Annotated in this window: 15 protein-coding genes; 5 read left to right on the top strand and 10 right to left on the bottom strand. The window is 73.9% G+C overall.

The window, feature by feature from the left end; genetic code table 11:
- Together ACFYYJ_RS10145 and ACFYYJ_RS10140 are read left to right on the top strand one after the other, a co-directional pair.
- Positions 1-1,263 (top strand): acyltransferase, encoded by a 1,263-nt coding sequence (locus tag ACFYYJ_RS10145; protein ID WP_389130709.1) that lies wholly within the window; start codon positions 1-3, stop codon positions 1,261-1,263.
- 219 nt (positions 1,264-1,482) lie between these two features.
- Positions 1,483-2,760 carry a SpoIIE family protein phosphatase gene (locus ACFYYJ_RS10140; protein WP_389130706.1) on the top strand — a complete coding sequence of 426 codons (1,278 nt, stop codon included), beginning with the start codon at positions 1,483-1,485 and terminating at the stop codon, positions 2,758-2,760.
- Positions 2,761-2,773: 13 nt separating this feature from the next.
- Here the strand turns inward: ACFYYJ_RS10140 and ACFYYJ_RS10135 are convergent, their stop codons facing one another.
- From ACFYYJ_RS10135 to ACFYYJ_RS10125, 3 genes are all read right to left on the bottom strand, one after another.
- Positions 2,774-3,100 (bottom strand): carboxymuconolactone decarboxylase family protein, encoded by a 327-nt coding sequence (locus ACFYYJ_RS10135; protein WP_385121753.1) that lies wholly within the window; start codon positions 3,098-3,100, stop codon positions 2,774-2,776.
- 208 nt (positions 3,101-3,308) lie between these two features.
- Positions 3,309-4,847: an amino acid permease gene (locus ACFYYJ_RS10130; protein ID WP_385357553.1), complete on the bottom strand. Its 1,539-nt coding sequence runs from the start codon at positions 4,845-4,847 to the stop codon at positions 3,309-3,311.
- 91 nt (positions 4,848-4,938) lie between these two features.
- Positions 4,939-5,919 carry a hypothetical protein gene (locus tag ACFYYJ_RS10125; RefSeq protein ID WP_385121757.1) on the bottom strand — a complete coding sequence of 327 codons (981 nt, stop codon included), beginning with the start codon at positions 5,917-5,919 and terminating at the stop codon, positions 4,939-4,941.
- A 304-nt stretch (positions 5,920-6,223) separates the two neighbouring features.
- Here ACFYYJ_RS10125 and ACFYYJ_RS10120 point away from each other — a divergent pair, with 304 nt between their 5' ends.
- From ACFYYJ_RS10120 to ACFYYJ_RS10110, 3 genes are read left to right on the top strand one after another with little or no spacing between them, the layout of a single operon-like run.
- On the top strand, positions 6,224-7,660 hold the full coding sequence (locus ACFYYJ_RS10120) for an FGGY family carbohydrate kinase (protein ID WP_389131329.1): 1,437 nt from the start codon (positions 6,224-6,226) through the stop codon (positions 7,658-7,660).
- The gene (locus ACFYYJ_RS10115; protein WP_385121759.1) at positions 7,657-9,057 is read left to right on the top strand and encodes an FAD-dependent oxidoreductase; all 1,401 of its coding nucleotides are present in this window, start codon (positions 7,657-7,659) and stop codon (positions 9,055-9,057) included. Before ACFYYJ_RS10120 ends, ACFYYJ_RS10115 begins: the two co-directional genes overlap by 4 nt.
- Positions 9,054-10,265 carry an NAD(P)/FAD-dependent oxidoreductase gene (locus tag ACFYYJ_RS10110; protein WP_389130702.1) on the top strand — a complete coding sequence of 404 codons (1,212 nt, stop codon included), beginning with the start codon at positions 9,054-9,056 and terminating at the stop codon, positions 10,263-10,265. Before ACFYYJ_RS10115 ends, ACFYYJ_RS10110 begins: the two co-directional genes overlap by 4 nt.
- Before the next feature lie 12 nt (positions 10,266-10,277).
- Here ACFYYJ_RS10110 and hypE read toward each other — a convergent pair whose 3' ends face one another.
- The 7 genes from hypE to ACFYYJ_RS10075 form a co-directional block, all read right to left on the bottom strand.
- Positions 10,278-11,267, bottom strand: a complete 990-nt coding sequence (hypE, locus tag ACFYYJ_RS10105) for a hydrogenase expression/formation protein HypE (protein WP_385122052.1) — start codon at positions 11,265-11,267, stop codon at positions 10,278-10,280.
- Positions 11,268-11,331: 64 nt separating this feature from the next.
- Complete coding sequence (gene hypD / locus ACFYYJ_RS10100; protein ID WP_389130699.1) at positions 11,332-12,465, bottom strand: hydrogenase formation protein HypD; 1,134 nt, start codon at positions 12,463-12,465, stop codon at positions 11,332-11,334.
- Complete coding sequence (locus ACFYYJ_RS10095; RefSeq protein WP_389130697.1) at positions 12,462-12,797, bottom strand: HypC/HybG/HupF family hydrogenase formation chaperone; 336 nt, start codon at positions 12,795-12,797, stop codon at positions 12,462-12,464. Before ACFYYJ_RS10095 ends, hypD begins: the two co-directional genes overlap by 4 nt.
- Positions 12,766-15,186: a carbamoyltransferase HypF gene (gene hypF, locus ACFYYJ_RS10090; protein ID WP_389130694.1), complete on the bottom strand. Its 2,421-nt coding sequence runs from the start codon at positions 15,184-15,186 to the stop codon at positions 12,766-12,768. Before hypF ends, ACFYYJ_RS10095 begins: the two co-directional genes overlap by 32 nt.
- Entirely contained in the window at positions 15,186-16,019 is an 834-nt protein-coding gene (gene hypB, locus ACFYYJ_RS10085; RefSeq protein ID WP_385357563.1) for a hydrogenase nickel incorporation protein HypB, read from the bottom strand. Before hypB ends, hypF begins: the two co-directional genes overlap by 1 nt.
- A gap of 3 nt (positions 16,020-16,022) precedes the next feature.
- A complete protein-coding gene (locus tag ACFYYJ_RS10080; RefSeq protein ID WP_389130691.1) occupies positions 16,023-16,418 on the bottom strand; it encodes a hydrogenase maturation nickel metallochaperone HypA in 396 nt (131 codons plus the stop codon).
- 154 nt (positions 16,419-16,572) lie between these two features.
- Positions 16,573-16,674, bottom strand: coding sequence for a DUF6893 family small protein (locus tag ACFYYJ_RS10075; RefSeq protein ID WP_384726882.1), 102 nt, complete (start codon positions 16,672-16,674; stop codon positions 16,573-16,575).
- Positions 16,675-16,683 lie beyond the last annotated feature (9 nt).

Below are 16,683 nucleotides of genomic sequence, written 5' to 3'. Positions count from 1 at the left end.
ATGCCCGCATCCGTCGACCACGTGCGCCACGCGGAAACCATGCAGTTGCGGGTCCCGCCGATCCTCATACCGGAGCCCGAGCCGGAGGTGGAGTCGCCGGCTCAGCGCAAGGGCGGCCGAGACCGCTACCTCGACCTGCTGCGCGCGCTGGCGCTCGGCCGAGTGGTGCTCTACCACAACTTCGGCTGGTTCTGGCTGCCCCTCGTCTTCCCGTCGATGGGCGTCATGTTCGCGCTCGCCGGCTCGCTGATGACCCGCTCGCTCAGCCGCCCCGCCCTCGGCGTGATCCGCGGTCGCCTGCGCCGCCTGCTGCCGCCGATGTGGCTGTTCGGCGGCATCATGATCACCCTCCAGATGCTCGACGGCTGGGGCCCCGATTCCGAGGGCCACCCCAACTGGTGGTGGGGCAAGCTGGCGTTCTGGATCCTGCCGCTGAGCACCCCGCCGTACGGGGACGAGCTGGGAGGTTTCTCCGGCTTCGAGCACCACGTGGAACAGACCTGGGCCGCGCAGGTCATCGTCCCGCTCTGGTACCTCCGCGCCTACCTCTGGTACGTGCTGCTGTCCCCGCTGATGCTCTGGGCGCTGCGCAAGTTCCCGGTGGTGACGCTGTTCACGCCGCTGGCGGTGGTCATCGCCATGAACGCCTTCTTCGTGGACCAGGAGTTCGTCTACGGCCGGGTCTGGGAGACCGCCAACGACTTCGCCGTGTTCGGCTCCTGCTGGATCCTCGGCATGGCGCACCAGGAGGGGCTGCTCAAGAAGATCCCCCAGTACGTGGTGCCGTCCATCGCGCCGCTGGTCATGGTGGCCGGCCTCTGGTACCTGAACACCCGGCCGGTCGACCCGTCCCAGCCGACCGACATCGAGGCCTGGCCGATCGCCCAGGCCCTGTGGTCCCTCGGCTTCGTCGCCATGCTGCTGCACGTCAGCCCGTCCTGGGAACAGTGGCCCAGGCCCCTGGAACGCTGGAACGGTCTCGTCAGCCTGCTCAACTCGCGCGCCGTCAGCGTCTATCTGTGGCACCAGGTCGCGCTCGTGGCCGCCATCCCGCTGATCGACCCCCTGTGGAACATCCCCTTCTTCTACACCAACCTCACGTGGCTGCTGTCCAGCCAGTGGTTCACGCTGCTGGTGGCCATCCCGCTGATCGGTCTGCTGGTGCTGACCTTCGGCTGGGTCGAGGACGTGGCCGCCAAGCGCTCGCCACGGCTCTTCCCGTACCCGCGCCGCCAACGGGGCAAGCGCCGGGCCGCGGAGTGACGCGGTTCCGCGCCCACGCCTGGCAGCAGGGGCCGTTCCGGAGCGATCCGGGGCGGCCCCTCCGCCGTCCCCGAGGTCACGCAGGGGCGCGGCCGTTCACCGTACGTGTCCGACCGGGCGAATTCCGTGCGGTGGGCGGTGGCGGTGCCTACCGTGGAAGCTGAAGGACGCGCCGCGGGCGGCGGCCGTCGTCCGGCAGGGCAACCGAAGGCGGCTGTGATGGCTCCGGCGGACGGGCAGACGGACCAGGTCATCGGACGTCCGCGCGACCCCGACCACTCCCAGCGCCGCTTCCAGGACCTGCTGGACGCCGTGATGGCGGTCGGCAGGGAGCTGGAGCTCCCGGTCGTGCTCCGGCGCGTGATCACCACCGCCATGGGCCTGGTCGACGCCCGGTTCGGCGCGCTCGGCGTGCTGAGCGAGGACGGCGAACAGCTGGAGGAGTTCATCCCCGTCGGATTGAGCGAGCAGCAGACGGCGGACCTGGCCGGAGTCGCGTTCCCACACGGGCGCGGACTCCTCGGGCACCTCATCCGGCACCCCGAGCCGCTGCGCGTCGCCGACATCGGCGCCCACCCGGACTCGGTGGGCTTCCCCTCCGGTCACCCGCCGATGAGCTCACTGCTCGGAGTGGCGATCAGCTCCCGCGGACGCGTCTACGGCAACCTCTACCTGACCGAGCGGCGCGACGGTCTGCCCTTCGACCGCAGTGACCAGGAGGTCGTCGTGGCGCTCGCCGGAGCGGCCGGCCTCGCGATCGAGAACGCCCGCCTCTACCGGCAGGTGCGCACCAATGCCGAGTACTTCCAGCGGCTCCTGCTGCCGCGGCTGCCGGACCTCGCCCCGTTCCGCGCCGCCGCCGTCTACCGGCCCGCCGCCGCCCCGGACCACGTGGGCGGCGACTGGTACGACGCCCTGATGCTCACCGACGGCGCCTGCGCCCTGGTCATCGGCGACGTCGTCGGGCACGACCTCCAGGCGGCCGCCACCATGGCCCAGACCCGCAGCATGCTGCGGGCCCTGCTCTACGACCGCCGCACCCCGCCCAGTGCCGTCCTGACCCGGCTCGACCGCACCCTGGAAGCGATCACCGACAACCCGATCACCACGGCCTGCCTGGTGCGCATCGAGCCCGGTGCCGACGGCTGGAGGCTGCACTGGAGCAACGCCGGGCATCCGCCGCCGCTCCTGCTCACGGCCGACGGCGGCGCCCGGTACCTGCGGGCCGAACCGGGCCTGCCGCTCGGTGTGGACTCGGGGATGCCGCGGCCCGACCACAGGCACCCGTTCCCGGGCGGCGCGACCCTGGTCCTGTTCACGGACGGGCTGGTCGAGCACCCCGACCGCGCCCTGGACGACGGCCTCGCCGCCCTCGCCCGGCTCGCCGCCGCTCACGCCGGGGTGCCGCTCGACGACCTGTGCCGCATCCTGGCCGACGCCCGCCTGGGCGACGGCCGCGACGACCTCGCCGTGCTCGCCCTGAGCGCCCCGGCGTGAAGGACGGGTCCGGCTATCCTTCGGCTTCCGCCTCGGCCTCGGCCACGGCGATGACGAACCCCAGGGCCTCGGCGATGTGGGTCGCGGCGGACATGACGCGGGCGGTGCCCACGATCGGGGCGATGGCGACCAGGACGTCCTGTACCTGGGCGGGGGTCAGGTTGGTCTTGATGGCCGGGTCGATGTGCGCGACGTAGGACATCGCGGGTGCGTCCATCGCGGCGAGCGCGGCGAGGCGCGTGAGTATCAGGGTGTCCGCGGGCAGCCCGCACCGTTCGAGGGAGTCCATGGTCATGGCGGCCAGGGTGTCGAGCACGGGGTGGTCGGATGCAGTGGTCATGGTGAGCCATCTCCTGGGTGTCGGGGCGCCGACGCGTGGGAGGCGGGGAGGGAACCCCCTGGGTCGAACGCCTGTATCGACGGTAGGGACATTCCCACCGGGCTGCATCTCCACCGGACGGCGTCTCCGACGAGCCGCGGCTCCACCGGCCCGCACCACCACTGGGCGAGCGGCGCGCGCACCGGGCGGCCGGTGCGCGCGCGGGTGCTCAGACGATGCCTTCGGCGATCTCGGCCTGCTCGCGGGCGTTCCCGTAGGCGGCCGGGGTCCCGTACGAGCGTCGGGCGGCGTACCACCACGCGCTGGCCAGGACCAGGACGACCGCGAGCGCGATCACCGCGTAGTTCATGGAGTCGATGGTGACCGGGGACTTCTGCGGCAGGCAGAACAGGACGGTGACGACGGCGACCCAGCCCACCGCGATCCAGCCGATCGGCTTGCTCCAGCGGCCCAGGCTCCACGGGCCCGGCTGGAAGCGGTTGCCGGCGCGCAGGCGCAGGTAGATCGGGATGGCGTAGGCCGGGGTGATGCCGATGACGTTGATCGCGGTCACGGCACCGTACGCGGTCGCGGACCAGAGCGAGGGGAGCGCCAGGACGCCCGCGACGGCGACGGCGAGCCACACGGCCGGGACCGGGGTCTGGGTGCGGCTGCTGACCTTGCGCCACACGGCCGAGCCGGGCAGCGCGTTGTCACGGCTGAAGGCGAAGACCATGCGGCTGGCGGCGGCGACCTCGGCGTTGCCGCAGAAGAGCTGCGCGACGATCACGACGAGCAGCAGGGCCTTGGCGCCCCCGGCGCCCAGGGCGTCGAGGAAGATCTGGGCGGGCGGGACACCGGTGGCGGTGCCCGCGACGGCCGCGTAGTCCTGGATGGCGAAGGTGAGGCCCGCGAGCAGCGCGAACCCGGCCAGCCACGAGGCCCAGATGGAGCGGACGATGCCCTTGGCGGCGGCCACGGAGGCGTTCGAGGTCTCCTCCGACAGGTGGGCGGAGGCGTCGTAGCCGGAGAAGGTGTACTGGGCGAGCAGCAGACCGACCGCGGCCACGTAGAACGGGTTGGCCCAGCCGGTGTCGTTGACGAACTCGGTGAAGACGAACGAGGCCGACTGGTGGTGGTCGGGGACGAAGGCCAGGGCGCCGACGATCAGGGCGACGCCGCCCAGGTGCCACCACACGCTGATGGAGTTGAGGACGCTGACCAGGCGGACGCCGAAGAGGTTGAGCACGGCGTGCAGCAGCAGGATGGCCAGGAAGATCAGGAAGGTCGCCCCGGGGGTGGGCACGAAGCCGAACTGGAGGTTGAGGAAGGCGCCGGTGAACAGGGCGGCGCCGTAGTCGATGCCGGCGATGGCGCCGAGCAGGCCGAGCAGGTTGAGCCAGCCCGTGTACCAGCCCCAGCGGCGTCCGCCGAGCCGGTCGGCCATGTAGTAGAGCGCCCCGGAGGTGGGGTAGGCGCTGGTCACCTCGGCCAGGGCGAGACCCACGCAGAGCACGAAGAGACCGACGCCGGCCCAGCCCCACAGCATGACGGCCGGACCGCCGGTGCCCAGGCCGAAGCCGTACAGGGTCATGCAGCCGGACAGCACGGATATGACGGAGAAGCTGATGGCGAAGTTGCCGAAGCCGCCCATCCGGCGGGCGAGGACGGGCTGGTAGCCGAGCTCTCTGAGCCGTTCCTCCTCGTCCTGCGCCTGCCGGGGTGGGGCCACGCTGTCCTGGCGGACGGTCGGCGTGGTTCTGGACATGGCGGGGTACCTCCGGGGGTGGGTGGAACACGGGGACGAGCGGGGGGTGGGGGTTTCGGGGGCCGCGGTGAGCGGGTCGCGGGAAGGCGGATCAGCCGTGGTCGGCGAGGCTGCGGGACCTGGCCCGCAGGAAGACCTCCGCGGCCAGTTCCTGGTCGGCCGGGTCGCGCGTCCGGTACGCCCACGGCAGGGTGGTCCAGTACCGGCCGACCGCGTCGAAGACCTGGGCCGCCTCGTCGAACCGGTTGGCTCCCCACAGGGCGTGGGCGAGATGGTTCAGGTCGAGCGGCGAGGCGCGGCGCAGGTCGGCGTGGCGGAACCAGGTGTCCAGGGCGTGCCCGGCGTCACGGAGCGCGCCGTCGCTCACCCAGTGGAGGTCGAGCGCCTTCTCCTGGCCGCGCTCGCGGCGGTAGCGTTCGACGCTCAGGTAGAGCGGCAGGGCGTGGACGGCGGACCCGGTCGGCGCGGAACCGGCCGCCCACTGAACGAAGTTGCCGGCCTCGGTGAGCGGTCCGGGAGTTCCCGCGAGCACGAACTGGAGCATCCGGTGGTACGCCTCGCGGTTGTGCGGGTCGCGCTTGTCGGCCTGCGCGAGGATGCCCCAGGGGCCGGGCGGCAGCATCAGGACGGGCGGCGCGAGCCGGTGCTCGTCCATCGACCGTTGGTCGTCGAGGAGGGCGAGCGCGAGCAGGCAGACCCACGGCACGGGGTCGTCGGGGTTGAGCTCGGCGGCGTCCCGGCACGCCAACCAGGCCTCCTGCCACAGCTGGTGCGTGCGGGGGTGCCGGGCGCGGTGGGCCCGGACGGCGCGTTCGACGACGACACGGGTGTGCATGACGGAGGCGGCGACGCTGCGGGGCTCCTCGGTACGCCATGCCTGGACCACGTCCGAACCGGCGGCGACGGCGGCGAGCACCTGGGTGCGCTGGGTCCACAGACCCCAGCCGTCCGTCCGGTCCAGCAATTGGGCCATCGACACCCAGCGGCCGGTGCGCAGGTCCTGCACGGCGACACGCAGCTCGTTGTCGTGGCCCGCGGGATGGTAGACGGGCCGGAAGTCGCTGCCCGCCATCACCTCGTCCCGGTCGACGGGTGGCGGGGGTGGGCGCGTCGTGCGTCGGTGGTGGTCATGAGTCCTCGCATCGCAAATGGCCGTCGCGCCGGGTAATCGGCGATCACTATAGAGCGACATTGCGCGTTCGCATCACAGCTCTTTTCGGAATGCAACTATCAAGCCACACACGCCATGTGATATTCAGTCAGTCGATCCGTGGACGGCCCCGGCCGATCTTGACTGCCGGCATCCCCCTGGTGAAGTCTTCCGACCGACGGACGAGCCGGCGGACGAGCCGCGGGACATGAAGGACGGAGCGGAGATGACGGGCCCGGTGCTCGCTGTGGACCAGGGAACGTCGGGAACGAAGGCCCTCGTCATCTGTCCCGTACGCGGGGTCATCGGCTCCGCCTCCGCTCCCGTGCGCCCCGCGTACCTCCCGGGCGGCCGCGTCGAGGTCGACCCCCGTGAGCTGCTGGACTCGGTCGTCGACGCCGGCCGCGCCGCCCTGGCGGCGGCCGGCGAGCCGGTGGTGGCGGTGGGCCTGGCCAACCAGGGCGAGACCGTACTCGCCTGGGACCCGGCGAGCGGCGAGCCGCTGACCGACGCGATCGTCTGGCAGGACCGCCGCGCCGAGGAACTGTGCACCGAACTCGCCCCGCACGCCGCACTGTTGCGGGAGCGGACCGGACTGCCCCTCGACCCGTATTTCGCCGCTCCGAAGATGGCCTGGATACGTCGTGACCTGACCCGGCAGGGCGTCGTGACGACCAGCGACGTGTGGCTGGTGCACCGACTCACCGGTGCCTTCGTCACCGACGCGGCGACCGCGGGCCGCACCCAGCTCCTCGACCTCGACACCGTCGACTGGTCGCCCGCCGCCCTCGACGTCTTCGGCCTCACCGGCGAGCGGCTGCCCGAAGTCGTCGACGCGGACGCGCACATCGGCACCACGACCGCGTTCGGCCCCCCGCTGCCGCTGACCGGCCTGCTCGTCGACCAGCAGGCCGCGCTCCTCGCGCAGCGCGTCACCGAGCCCGGCACCGCCAAGTGCACCTACGGCACGGGGGCGTTCCTCCTCGCGCAGACCGGCCCCCGCCCCCGTCGCAGCACCACCGGACTGGTCGGCTGCGTCGCCTGGCGACTCGGCGGGGAGACCAGCTACTGCCTGGACGGACAGGTCTACACGGCCGCCTCCGCCGTGCGCTGGCTCACCGATCTCGGAGTGATCTCCGGCGCCCACGACATCGACACCGTGGGAGGGACCGCCCCGGACTCCGGCGGCGTCACCTTCGTCCCCGCGCTCGCCGGACTCGCCGCCCCCTGGTGGCGGGGCGACCTGCGCGGTTCCGTCACCGGCCTCGGCCTCGACACGACCGCCGGACACCTCGTACGCGCCCTGTGCGACGGCATCGCCGCGCAGGTCGCCGAACTCGCGGACGCGGTCGCCGCCGACCTGGGCGCGCCGCTCGCCGCCCTGCGCGTCGACGGCGGGCTGACCCGCTCCGCCCTGCTCATGCAGGCACAGGCCGACCTGCTCCGGATCCCCGTCGAGGTGTCGGCGCTGCCGGACGCCACCGCCCTCGGTGTCGGCGCGGTGGCCCGGCTCGGGCTCGACCCCTCGCTCACCGTCGCCGAGGCCGTCCCGGAGTGGAAGCCCTCCGCCGTGTACGAGCCGCGCGCCGGCGCGGGACAGGCCGCGGAGCGCCGCGCCCGGTTCCGCACGGCCGTGTCCGCCCTTCTCGACGGCCCGGCATGACCGTCACCACGCGGGGCCCGCTGCCCGAAGCCGCCACGTACGACGTGACGGTCGTCGGCGCCGGCGTGGTCGGCTCGGCCATCGCCCGCGAACTGGCCCGGCTGCCCCTGCGGATCGCCCTGGTCGACGCCTCCGACGACGTCGGCAACGGCACCTCCAAGGCCAACACCGCCATCCTGCACACCGGTTTCGACGCGGTGCCCGGCTCCCTGGAGTCCCGACTCGTCCGCGAGGGACAACGGCTCCTCGCCTCGTACGCGGCCGAGAGCGGCATCCCGGTCGAGCCGCTCGGCGCCCTGCTCGTCGCCTGGAACGAGCGGCAGCTCGCCGCCCTGCCGGGGCTGGCCGACAAGGCCCTGGCCAACGGCTACGAGTCGGCCCGCATCCTGACGGCCGACGAGGTACGGGCCCGCGAACCGGAGCTCGGCCCCGGCGCGCTGGGGGCCCTCCACGTGCCGGACGAGTCCGTCATCTGCCCCTGGACGACCACCCTCGCCTACGCCACCCAGGCCGTGCGGGCCGGTGTCGACCTGCACCTGAACTGCCCGGTGCGCTCGGTCGAACCCGGCGACCCGCACGTGCTGACCACCGGCCGGGGCACCCTGCGCACCCGCCACCTGGTCAACGCCGCGGGCCTGTACGCCGACGAGATCGACCGGCTCCTCGGTCACGCCGACTTCACCGTCACGCCCCGGCGCGGCCAGCTGATCGTCTTCGACGAGCTCGCCCGCGGCCTCGTGCGCCACATCCTGCTGCCCGTGCCGGACGACCGCGGCAAGGGCGTGCTGGTGTCGCCGACCGTGTACGGGAACGTGATGCTCGGCCCGACCGCCGAGGACCTGGACGACAAGACCGCCACCGGATCGACCGCCGACGGGCTCGCACTCCTGCGGGAGAAGGGCCGGCGGATCCTGCCGGCGCTCCTGGAGGAGGAGGTCACCGCCGTGTACGCGGGGCTGCGGGCGGCCACCGGGCAGGAGGACTACGCCATCCGGGCGCACCCCGCGCAGCGGTACGTGACCGTGGGCGGGATCCGCTCCACCGGGCTGACCGCCTCGATGGCGATCGCCGCCCACGTGGTGGAGCTCCTCGCCGACGGCGGCCTGCCGGTCGCGGGAGCGCGGGAGTTGGAACCGGTGCGTATGCCGAACCTCGGAGAGGCCTTCCCCCGGCCGTACCAGGACGCCGCGCTGATCGCGGCGGACCCGGAGTACGGCCGCATCGTCTGCCACTGCGAACGCGTCACCCGCGGCGAGATCCGCGACGCGCTCGCCTCGACCGTCCCGCCCGGATCGCCGGACGGCCTGCGGCGGCGCACCCGCGCCCGGGGCGGCCGCTGCCAGGGCTTCCACTGCGGGGCCGCCGTCCGCGCGCTGTTCGAGGAGGGACGCGCGTGAACCGCACGGACCGTACCGTCGACGTGCTGATCGTCGGAGCCGGCCCCGCCGGACTCGCCCTCGCGACCCGGCTGGCGCGGGCCGGCGCCGGACGCGTCGAGGTCCTGGAACGCGAGCCGGACGCGGGCGGCATGCCGCGCCACCTCCACCACGGCGGCTTCGGCCGGCCCCCGCGCCCCTGGCTCCGGGGCCCCGAGTACGCGCGCGGGTCCGTGCGGGCCGCCCTCACCGCCGGGGCCGCGCTCCGCACCGGGGTCACCGCCACCGGCTGGGGCGGCCCGCTCGCCCTGGAGACCACGGGTCCGGCGGGCCTGGAGCGGATCGCGGCCCGCGCCGTCGTCCTCGCCACCGGCGCCCGCGAGCGCCCCCGCAGCGCCCGACTGGTGCCGGGCTCCCGCCCGCAGGGGGTGCTGACCACGGGCGAGCTCCTGCAGTCGGTCCACCGCTACGGCCTGCCCGTCGGGAGGCGGGCCGTCGTGGTCGGCGCCGAGCCGGTCGCCCGCCACGCGGTGGCGACGCTGCGCCGGGCCGGCACGGAGGTGGTGGCGATGGTCACCGAGCAGCCGCGCGCCACCGCCGTGCCGGGCATCCCGCTGCTCACCGCGACGACGGTCGGCGAACTGCGTGGCAGGGGGCGGCTCACCGGTGTCGCCGTCCGCCACCGGGACGGCCGTTCCGGGGTCCTCGCCTGCGACACCGTGCTCTTCACCGGCGACTGGATCCCCGACCACGAGCTGGCCCGCCGCGGCGGCGTCCCCCTGAACCCCGGTACGCGGGGCCCCGGCGTGGACGCCTGCTTCCGTACGGCGCAGCCGGGCGTCTTCGCCGTCGGCAACGCCCTCCACGGCGTCGAGAGCGCGGCCACCGCGGAGGCGGAGGGCGCCGCCGCGGCCGGCCCGGTCCTGTCCCACCTGGCAGGTGCCTCCTGGCCGCCACCCGGACCGCGGCTGGAGGTCCGGGCCCCGCTCGTGTGGGTGACACCGAACCGGGTCACCGCCGTCACCGGGCGGCCGCTGCTGCTGCGCTCCGGGTGGCCGGTCACCGTCCCGGTGGTGACGGTGCACCAGGACGGCCGGCCCCTGTGGCAGCGGCGGGTCGCGGGCCGGGTCTCCCCGTCCCGCTCGCTGCGGCTGCCGCCGGAGTGGACGGCCGCGGTCGACCCGGCGGGCGGTCCCGTCGTGGTGGGCGTCGGCCGCTTCGGTCGCTGAGGAAGCGCCGGTTCAGCAGATCCTCGGCAGCTGCTCCCCGATCGGCAGGTCGACCACGCGCGTGCCGCCGAGGCCCGTCCGTGCCACGACCATGCCGGGGTGGGCCTCGACGGCCTCCCCGATCACGGCGGCGTGCCGGCCGAGCGGGTGGGCGCGCATCGCGTCGAGGACGGCGTCCGCGTGCTCGCGCGGCACGAAGGCCACCAGCTTGCCCTCGTTCGCCACGTAGAACGGGTCCAGGCCGAGGATCGCGCAGGCGTTCCGCACGGCCTCGGGGACGGGGACCCGGCCCTCCTGGACGACGACCCCGGTCCCCGAGGCCGCCGCGATCTCGCACAGGGAGGCGGCGAGCCCCCCGCGGGTGGGGTCGCGCAGCACGTGGAGGTCGGGCGTGACCGCGAGCATCGCCTGGACGAGGCCGCCCAGCGGCGCGCAGTCGCTCTCGATCTCCACACCGAAGCCGAGCCCCTCGCGGACGCTCATGATCGCCACACCGTGCAGGCCGATCTCACCGCTGACGATGACGACGTCGCCCGGTACGACGCGCTGCGGGCGCAGGTCCACCCCGTCCGGGATCAGGCCGATGCCCGCGGTGTTGACGTAGATCCCGTCGCCGTGGCCCGCTTCCACGACCTTGGTGTCGCCCGTCGCCACCTCGACGCCCGCGGCGCGGGCGGCGGCGCCCAGCGCCCCGGCCACGCGCGCCACCGTGGCCATCTCCACGCCCTCCTCCAGGATGAACCCGCAGGACAGGTAGGCGGCCCGGGCCCCGCTCATGGCCAGGTCGTTGACCGTGCCGTTGACCGCGAGGTCGCCGATGCTGCCGCCGGGGAAGAACAGCGGCCGCACCACGTACGAATCGGTCGAGAAGGCCAGCCGGGCCCCGCCGAGGGTGAGCGCGGCCGCGTCCCCGAGCCGCCCGAGCACCTCCCCTCCGTAGGCGGGGGCGAAGACGTGCTCGACGAGCTCGGCGGAGAGCACGCCGCCGCCCCCGTGGCCCATCACCACGCGGGGCCGGTCGCGCAGCGGGGCCGGACAGGTCCAGCCGGTGACGTCGAGTGCGGTGTCAGACAACGGGGTTCGCCTCCAGCGGGGCCTTCGCGGCGTTCGGGATGTCCAGGCGCCGGTAGAGGTAGTACGCGGCGCACGCGCCCTCGCTGGAGACCATCGTGGCGCCGAGCGGGGTGCGCGGGGTGCAGGTGGTGCCGAAGGCCTCGCACTCGTGGGGCTTCAGCAGGCCCTGGAGCACCTCGCCGGCGCGGCACTCGGCGGGCTCCAGCGTGGCGATGTCGCCCACCTGGAAGCGGTGTTCGGCGTCGAGGTCCCGGTAGCGGGAGGACAGCCGCCAGCCGCTTGCGGGGATGACGCCGATGCCGCGCCAGGCCCGGTCGGTGACCTCGAAGACGTCCTCCAGCATGGCGAGCGCCGCCGGGTTGCCCTCCGGGCGGACGGCGCGCGCGTACGCGTTGTCGACGGTGTGCTCGCCGCGTTCGAGCTGGAGCACGGCCCGACGCACGCCCTCCAGGATGTCCAGCGGCTCGAAACCGGTCACCACGATCGGGACCCGGTACTTCGCCGCCAGATCGGGATACTCCCCGGTGCCCATCACGCTGCACACGTGGCCGGCGGCGAGGAACCCCTGGACCCGGCAGCTCGGCGAGGTCATGATCGCCTCGATCGCCGGGGGCACCCGTACGTGGGACACCAGCAGGCTGAAGTTGCGGATCCCGAGCTTCTTCGCCTGGTACACGGTCATCGCGTTGGGCGGCGCCGTGGTCTCGAAGCCGATGCCGAAGAACACCACCTCGCGGTCCGGGTTCTGCCGGGCGATCCGCAGGGCGTCGAGCGGGGAGTAGACGACCCGGACGTCGCCGCCCTCGCTGCGCACCTGGAACAGGTCGCGGCCGGTCCCCGGCACGCGGAGCATGTCCCCGAACGAGCAGAAGATCACCTCGGGCCGGGAGGCGATCTCCAGGGCCTTGTCGATGACCTCCAGCGGGGTCACGCACACCGGACAGCCCGGCCCGTGGATCAACTCGATCTTTTCGGGGAGCAGTTGGTCGATCCCGTGCCGGATGATGGTGTGCGTCTGGCCGCCGCAGACCTCCATCAGCGCCCAGGGGCGGGTCACGGTGGCGTGGATCTCGTCGAGCAGCCGCCGGGCGAGGGCGGGGTCCTGGAACTCGTCGATGTACTTCACTGCTGCGCCGCCTCCTGCGGGACGTCGTCCGGGTCGTCGGTGAAGGGCCAGGGGTCACTGCCGGCCTCCGCGGCGGCTCGCTCCCACGGGTCGCCGAACTCCTCCTGGAGCATGCCGAGTTGCGAGAAGAGTTCGAGGGTCTGCTTGGCCGACTCCTCGTCCAGGCGTTGCAGCGCGAAGCCGACGTGGACGATGGCGTACTCGCCCACTTGGAGGTCCGGCAGGTATTCCAGGCACACCTCCTTGACCACGCCCCCGAAGTCGACGGTGGCCATCCGGGTGCCGTCCTGCTCCCCGATGTCAATCACTCTGCCGGGCACCGCCAGGCACATGGGTTCCTCCTCGCTGTGGGTGTCCGTCGGGGCGGCCGGCGGTCGCGGTCGCGGCCGCCACCATGAGCTGGCCGAGCGCCAGCCCCCCGTCGTTCGGGGGGACCCGGTGGTGGCGCAGTACGGTGAAGCCGTGCTCCCGCAGCAGCCGGGAACAGGCCGACGAAAGGGTGGAGTTCGCGAAGACCCCGCCGGTCAGGGCGACGGTGTCCAGACCGTGCCGGCCGCGCGCCGCCAGGCACGACTCGCCGACGAGGGCGGCCACCGCGGCGTGGAACCGGGCCGCGATCACCGTCGGTGGGGTGCCCGCGCGCACGTCGGCCACGACGGCCGCGAGGACGGGCCCCGGGTCGGCGGTCAGCGGGGGAGCGGTGTCCGGGTCGGCCGTGTCCGCTCCCGGGGCGCGGAGCGCGAATCGGTAGGCGGGCCCGGATCCGTCCGCCGCCGCCACCGCGGCCGCCTCCAGTTCGATGGCGGCCTGGGCCTCGTACCCGGCGTGGTGGCAGACCCCCGCAAGGGAGGAGACCGCGTCGTAGAGGCGGCCCATTCCGGAGGTGGGCACGCAGTTCAGGTTCCGCTCCAACTGGCGGCTCAGTACGACCAGTTCGTCGGGCGGGCAGGCCCGAACGGGAGGCAGGTCCGGGGACCATTCGATGCCCGCGGCCCACAGATGGGCCAGCGCCATCCGGTACGGGCGTCGCACGGAGGCGTCGCCGCCCGGCAGGGGGACGTACGCGAGGTGCGCGAAGCGCGCGTACCCGCCGTAGTCGGCGAGCAGGACCTCACCGCCCCACACCGCGCCGTCGTCGCCGTAGCCAGTGCCGTCGAAGGCGATCCCGATCACCCGCCGGGCGCCGTCGAGGCCGTGTTCGGCCATCGCCGAGGCGATGTGCGCGTGGTGGTGCTGTACGCGGACCAGGGGCCGGGCGCCCGCGTTCCGCACGGCCCACTGCGCGGAGCGGTAGCCGGGGTGCCGGTCGGCGGCGAGCAGCCCCGGGCTCACGCCCGTGATCGACTCCAGTTGCCGCCCGGCGCGTTCGAACGCCTGCTGGGTGGCCAGGTCGTCCATGTCGCCGATGTGCGCGGACAGCCACGCCTTGCGGCCCTCACCGAGACAGAAGACGTTCTTGAGGTCCCCTCCCGTGGCCAGGGCGGCCGGTACGGAGGACGGCAGCGCGAGCGGCATCGGGGCGTGGCCGCGCGAGCGGCGCACGGTCAGCGGCTCCCCGTCGCAGATCCGCACCACTGAGTCGTCGCACGGCACGTGGATGGGACGGTCGTGCGTGAGCCAGGCGTCGGCGAGGTGCCCGAGGCGCTCCAGTGCCTCGGCGTCGTCCGTGACGATGGGCTCGCCCGACAGATTGCCGCTGGTCATCACCAGCAGGCGGGGGCCGGGTCGGTCGCCGGGGAGACCGAGCAGCAGGTGGTGCACGGGCGTGTACGGGAGCATCACCCCGAGGTCGGGGGAGCGGGGGGCGACGGCGTCGGCGATCGGGAGCGCCGCGGGACCGTCCGGAGTCGGACGGCGGCGCAACAGCACGATCGGCCGGACGGGACCGGTGAGCAGCGCCCGCTCGGCGGGGCCGAGCTCCACCAGCGCCTCGACGTCGGCGAGGTCCCGGACCATGAGGGCGAACGGCTTGTCCCCGCGCGCCTTGCGGCGCCGCAGCTCGGCGACGGCGCCGGGGAGCGTGGCGTCGCAGGCGAGGTGGTAGCCGCCGAGGCCCTTCACCGCGACGATCGCGCCCTCGGCCAGCAGCCGGCGGGCCCCGGCCACCGGGTCGGCCGCCTCCACCTCGCGCGGCGGCGTCCCGGCGAGCAGGCGTAGCCGGGGCCCGCAGGCGGGGCAGGCCACGGGCTGGGCGTGGAACCGCCGGTCGGCGGGATCCGCGTACTCCCGCGCGCAGTCGGGGCACATCGGGAAACGGGCCATGGTGGTGTGCGCCCGGTCGTACGGCAGCCCGGTGACGATGGTGAAGCGGGGGCCGCAGTGGGTGCAGGTGATGAAGGGGTGCCGGTGGCGTCGGTCGGCGGGGTCCGCCAGCTCGGCCAGGCAGTCGGCGCAGGTGGCCACGTCGGGGGAGACCAGCGTGCGCGCGGGCCCGCCGGAGCGGGAGGCGACGATGGTGAAGCCGGCGCCGCCCGCGACGGGGAGCTCGCAGTGGTCGACGGCGTCGACGACGGCCAGCGGCGGGGCGTCCGAGGCGAGCCGCTCGCAGAACGCGGCCACGGCGGCGGGAGCGCCCTCCACCTCCGCGACGACGCCCTCGGGGGTGTTGGTGACGTGCCCGGCGAGGCCGAGTCCGGTCGCGCGGGTGTACACGTACGGCCGGAAGCCGACGCCCTGCACCACCCCGCGCACCACGACCCGACGCCGCTGCACGGCCTCCATCAGCGGGTCGGCGCCGCGGTCGGACGGGGGTGGAGATGCCCGGGACCGTCCCCGTGGCCGTGGTGGTGATCGTGGCCGTCGTGGCCGTGCCCGTCGTGCCCGTCGTGCCCGTCGATGTCGTGGTGGTCGTGGTGGTGCACGTGGGGCTGCTGTGCCATGACCGGCGCGTGCACCGGGTGGCCGTCGGCGACCGCGAGCGCCCGGTCCAGGAGCAGGCCCGCGCCCTCGCCCGCCTTCGCGGAGGTCAGCACCACCTCCACACCGGGATTGACCTGCCGCACGTTCGCGCGGAAGGCCGCCTCGTCGAACTCCACGGCCCCGGCGATGTCCGTCTTCGTCACCACCACCAGGTGGGCCGTCCCGAACGCCGTCGGGTACTTGAGCGGCTTGTCCTCACCCTCCGTCACCGAGGCCAGGACCACGCGCAGGGACTCGCCCAGGTCGTAGGAGGCGGGACAGACGAGGTTGCCGACGTTCTCCACGAAGAGCAGCCGGGTGTCGGCGGGCAGCCACCCGTCCAGGTGCCGCCCCAGCATCGAGGCCTCCAGGTGGCACAGCCCGTCGGTGAGCACCTGCTTGACGAGCGTCCCCGAACGCGCCAGCCGCACCGCGTCGTTCTCCGTCGCCAGGTCGGCCGTCAGTGCGGCCACCGGCACCCCGCGCTCCCGGGCGAAGCCCAGTTCGCGTTCCAGCAGGGCCGTCTTGCCGCTGCCGGGGCTGGAGAGCAGGTTGACCACCGTCGTGCCGCGGGCGCCGAGTTCCGTGCGCAGGGTCTGCGCGGCGGAGTCGTTCTTGGCGAGGACCGCCGCTTTCAGGTCGACCACACGGCACATGGTTCAGCGCTCCTCGGAGATCGGTTCGCGGACGGGCGGGAGGGCGGGGGAGTCTTCCCAGCGGACGCTCAGGATCTGCAGCTCGCGCCCGGAGCGGAGCTCGACGTCCGTGGCCAGACCGCAGCCGGGGCAGAGCAGCCGCGGCGGCATTCCGACGGCCCAGTCGGCCGTACAGGATCCACAGTGGGCGCGGGCCTCCACGGACTCGGTCACCAGCTCGGCGCCCTCCAGGAGCGTTCCGGCGCAGGCCAGTTCGAAACAGAAGGCGAGCGCGTCGGGTACCACTCCGGCCAGTTCGCCGACCTGGAGCCGGACCGACGTGACCGCGCTCGCGCCGCCGGCCAGCGCGGCTTCCTCGACCTGGCCGACCACGGCCACGGCGATCGACATCTCGTGCATGGGACTCCGTCCTGCCGGGCCTCATTAGACCGGCAGGCGGCGTACGGACCGGACGGGCACGCCGACGCGCCGCGCGGCCCGTACACCGTTCGGGTGCGGGCGGGTGCGCGACGCGCCACGGGCGTCCCGCCCGGCGGGCGCCGGGCCGGCGCGGTCACATCCGGCTGATGTCGATGTACCGCTTGAGGTCGGGCAGGACCGAGACGAGCACGGCGGCGAGGGCCGCGGCCACGCCGAAGACGATGACCTTCTTCATGGGGTTCTC

Origin of the sequence: Streptomyces sp. NPDC002467 (genome assembly GCF_042889825.1) — a bacterium.
Classification (GTDB): Bacteria; Actinomycetota; Actinomycetes; order Streptomycetales; family Streptomycetaceae; genus Streptomyces.
Note: the sequence above shows the minus strand (reverse complement) of the source record. Positions and strands in the feature narration are given on the sequence as shown.

Excerpts from the sequence above, each read along its gene's own strand:
- hypF (WP_389130694.1), bottom strand. The coding sequence starts at position 15,186 with ATGGAGGCCGTGCAGCGGCGTCGGGTCGTGGTGCGCGGGGTGGTGCAG.
- ACFYYJ_RS10115 (WP_385121759.1), top strand. The coding sequence starts at position 7,657 with ATGACCGTCACCACGCGGGGCCCGCTGCCCGAAGCCGCCACGTACGAC.
- ACFYYJ_RS10140 (WP_389130706.1), top strand. The coding sequence starts at position 1,483 with ATGGCTCCGGCGGACGGGCAGACGGACCAGGTCATCGGACGTCCGCGC.
- hypE (WP_385122052.1), bottom strand. The coding sequence starts at position 11,267 with ATGGGCCACGGGGGCGGCGGCGTGCTCTCCGCCGAGCTCGTCGAGCAC.
- ACFYYJ_RS10120 (WP_389131329.1), top strand. The coding sequence starts at position 6,224 with ATGACGGGCCCGGTGCTCGCTGTGGACCAGGGAACGTCGGGAACGAAG.
- ACFYYJ_RS10130 (WP_385357553.1), bottom strand. The coding sequence starts at position 4,847 with ATGTCCAGAACCACGCCGACCGTCCGCCAGGACAGCGTGGCCCCACCC.
- ACFYYJ_RS10125 (WP_385121757.1), bottom strand. The coding sequence starts at position 5,919 with ATGGCGGGCAGCGACTTCCGGCCCGTCTACCATCCCGCGGGCCACGAC.
- ACFYYJ_RS10095 (WP_389130697.1), bottom strand. The coding sequence starts at position 12,797 with ATGTGCCTGGCGGTGCCCGGCAGAGTGATTGACATCGGGGAGCAGGAC.
- ACFYYJ_RS10080 (WP_389130691.1), bottom strand. The coding sequence starts at position 16,418 with ATGCACGAGATGTCGATCGCCGTGGCCGTGGTCGGCCAGGTCGAGGAA.
- ACFYYJ_RS10145 (WP_389130709.1), top strand. The coding sequence starts at position 1 with ATGCCCGCATCCGTCGACCACGTGCGCCACGCGGAAACCATGCAGTTG.
- ACFYYJ_RS10135 (WP_385121753.1), bottom strand. The coding sequence starts at position 3,100 with ATGACCACTGCATCCGACCACCCCGTGCTCGACACCCTGGCCGCCATG.
- ACFYYJ_RS10075 (WP_384726882.1), bottom strand. The coding sequence starts at position 16,674 with ATGAAGAAGGTCATCGTCTTCGGCGTGGCCGCGGCCCTCGCCGCCGTG.
- hypB (WP_385357563.1), bottom strand. The coding sequence starts at position 16,019 with ATGTGCCGTGTGGTCGACCTGAAAGCGGCGGTCCTCGCCAAGAACGAC.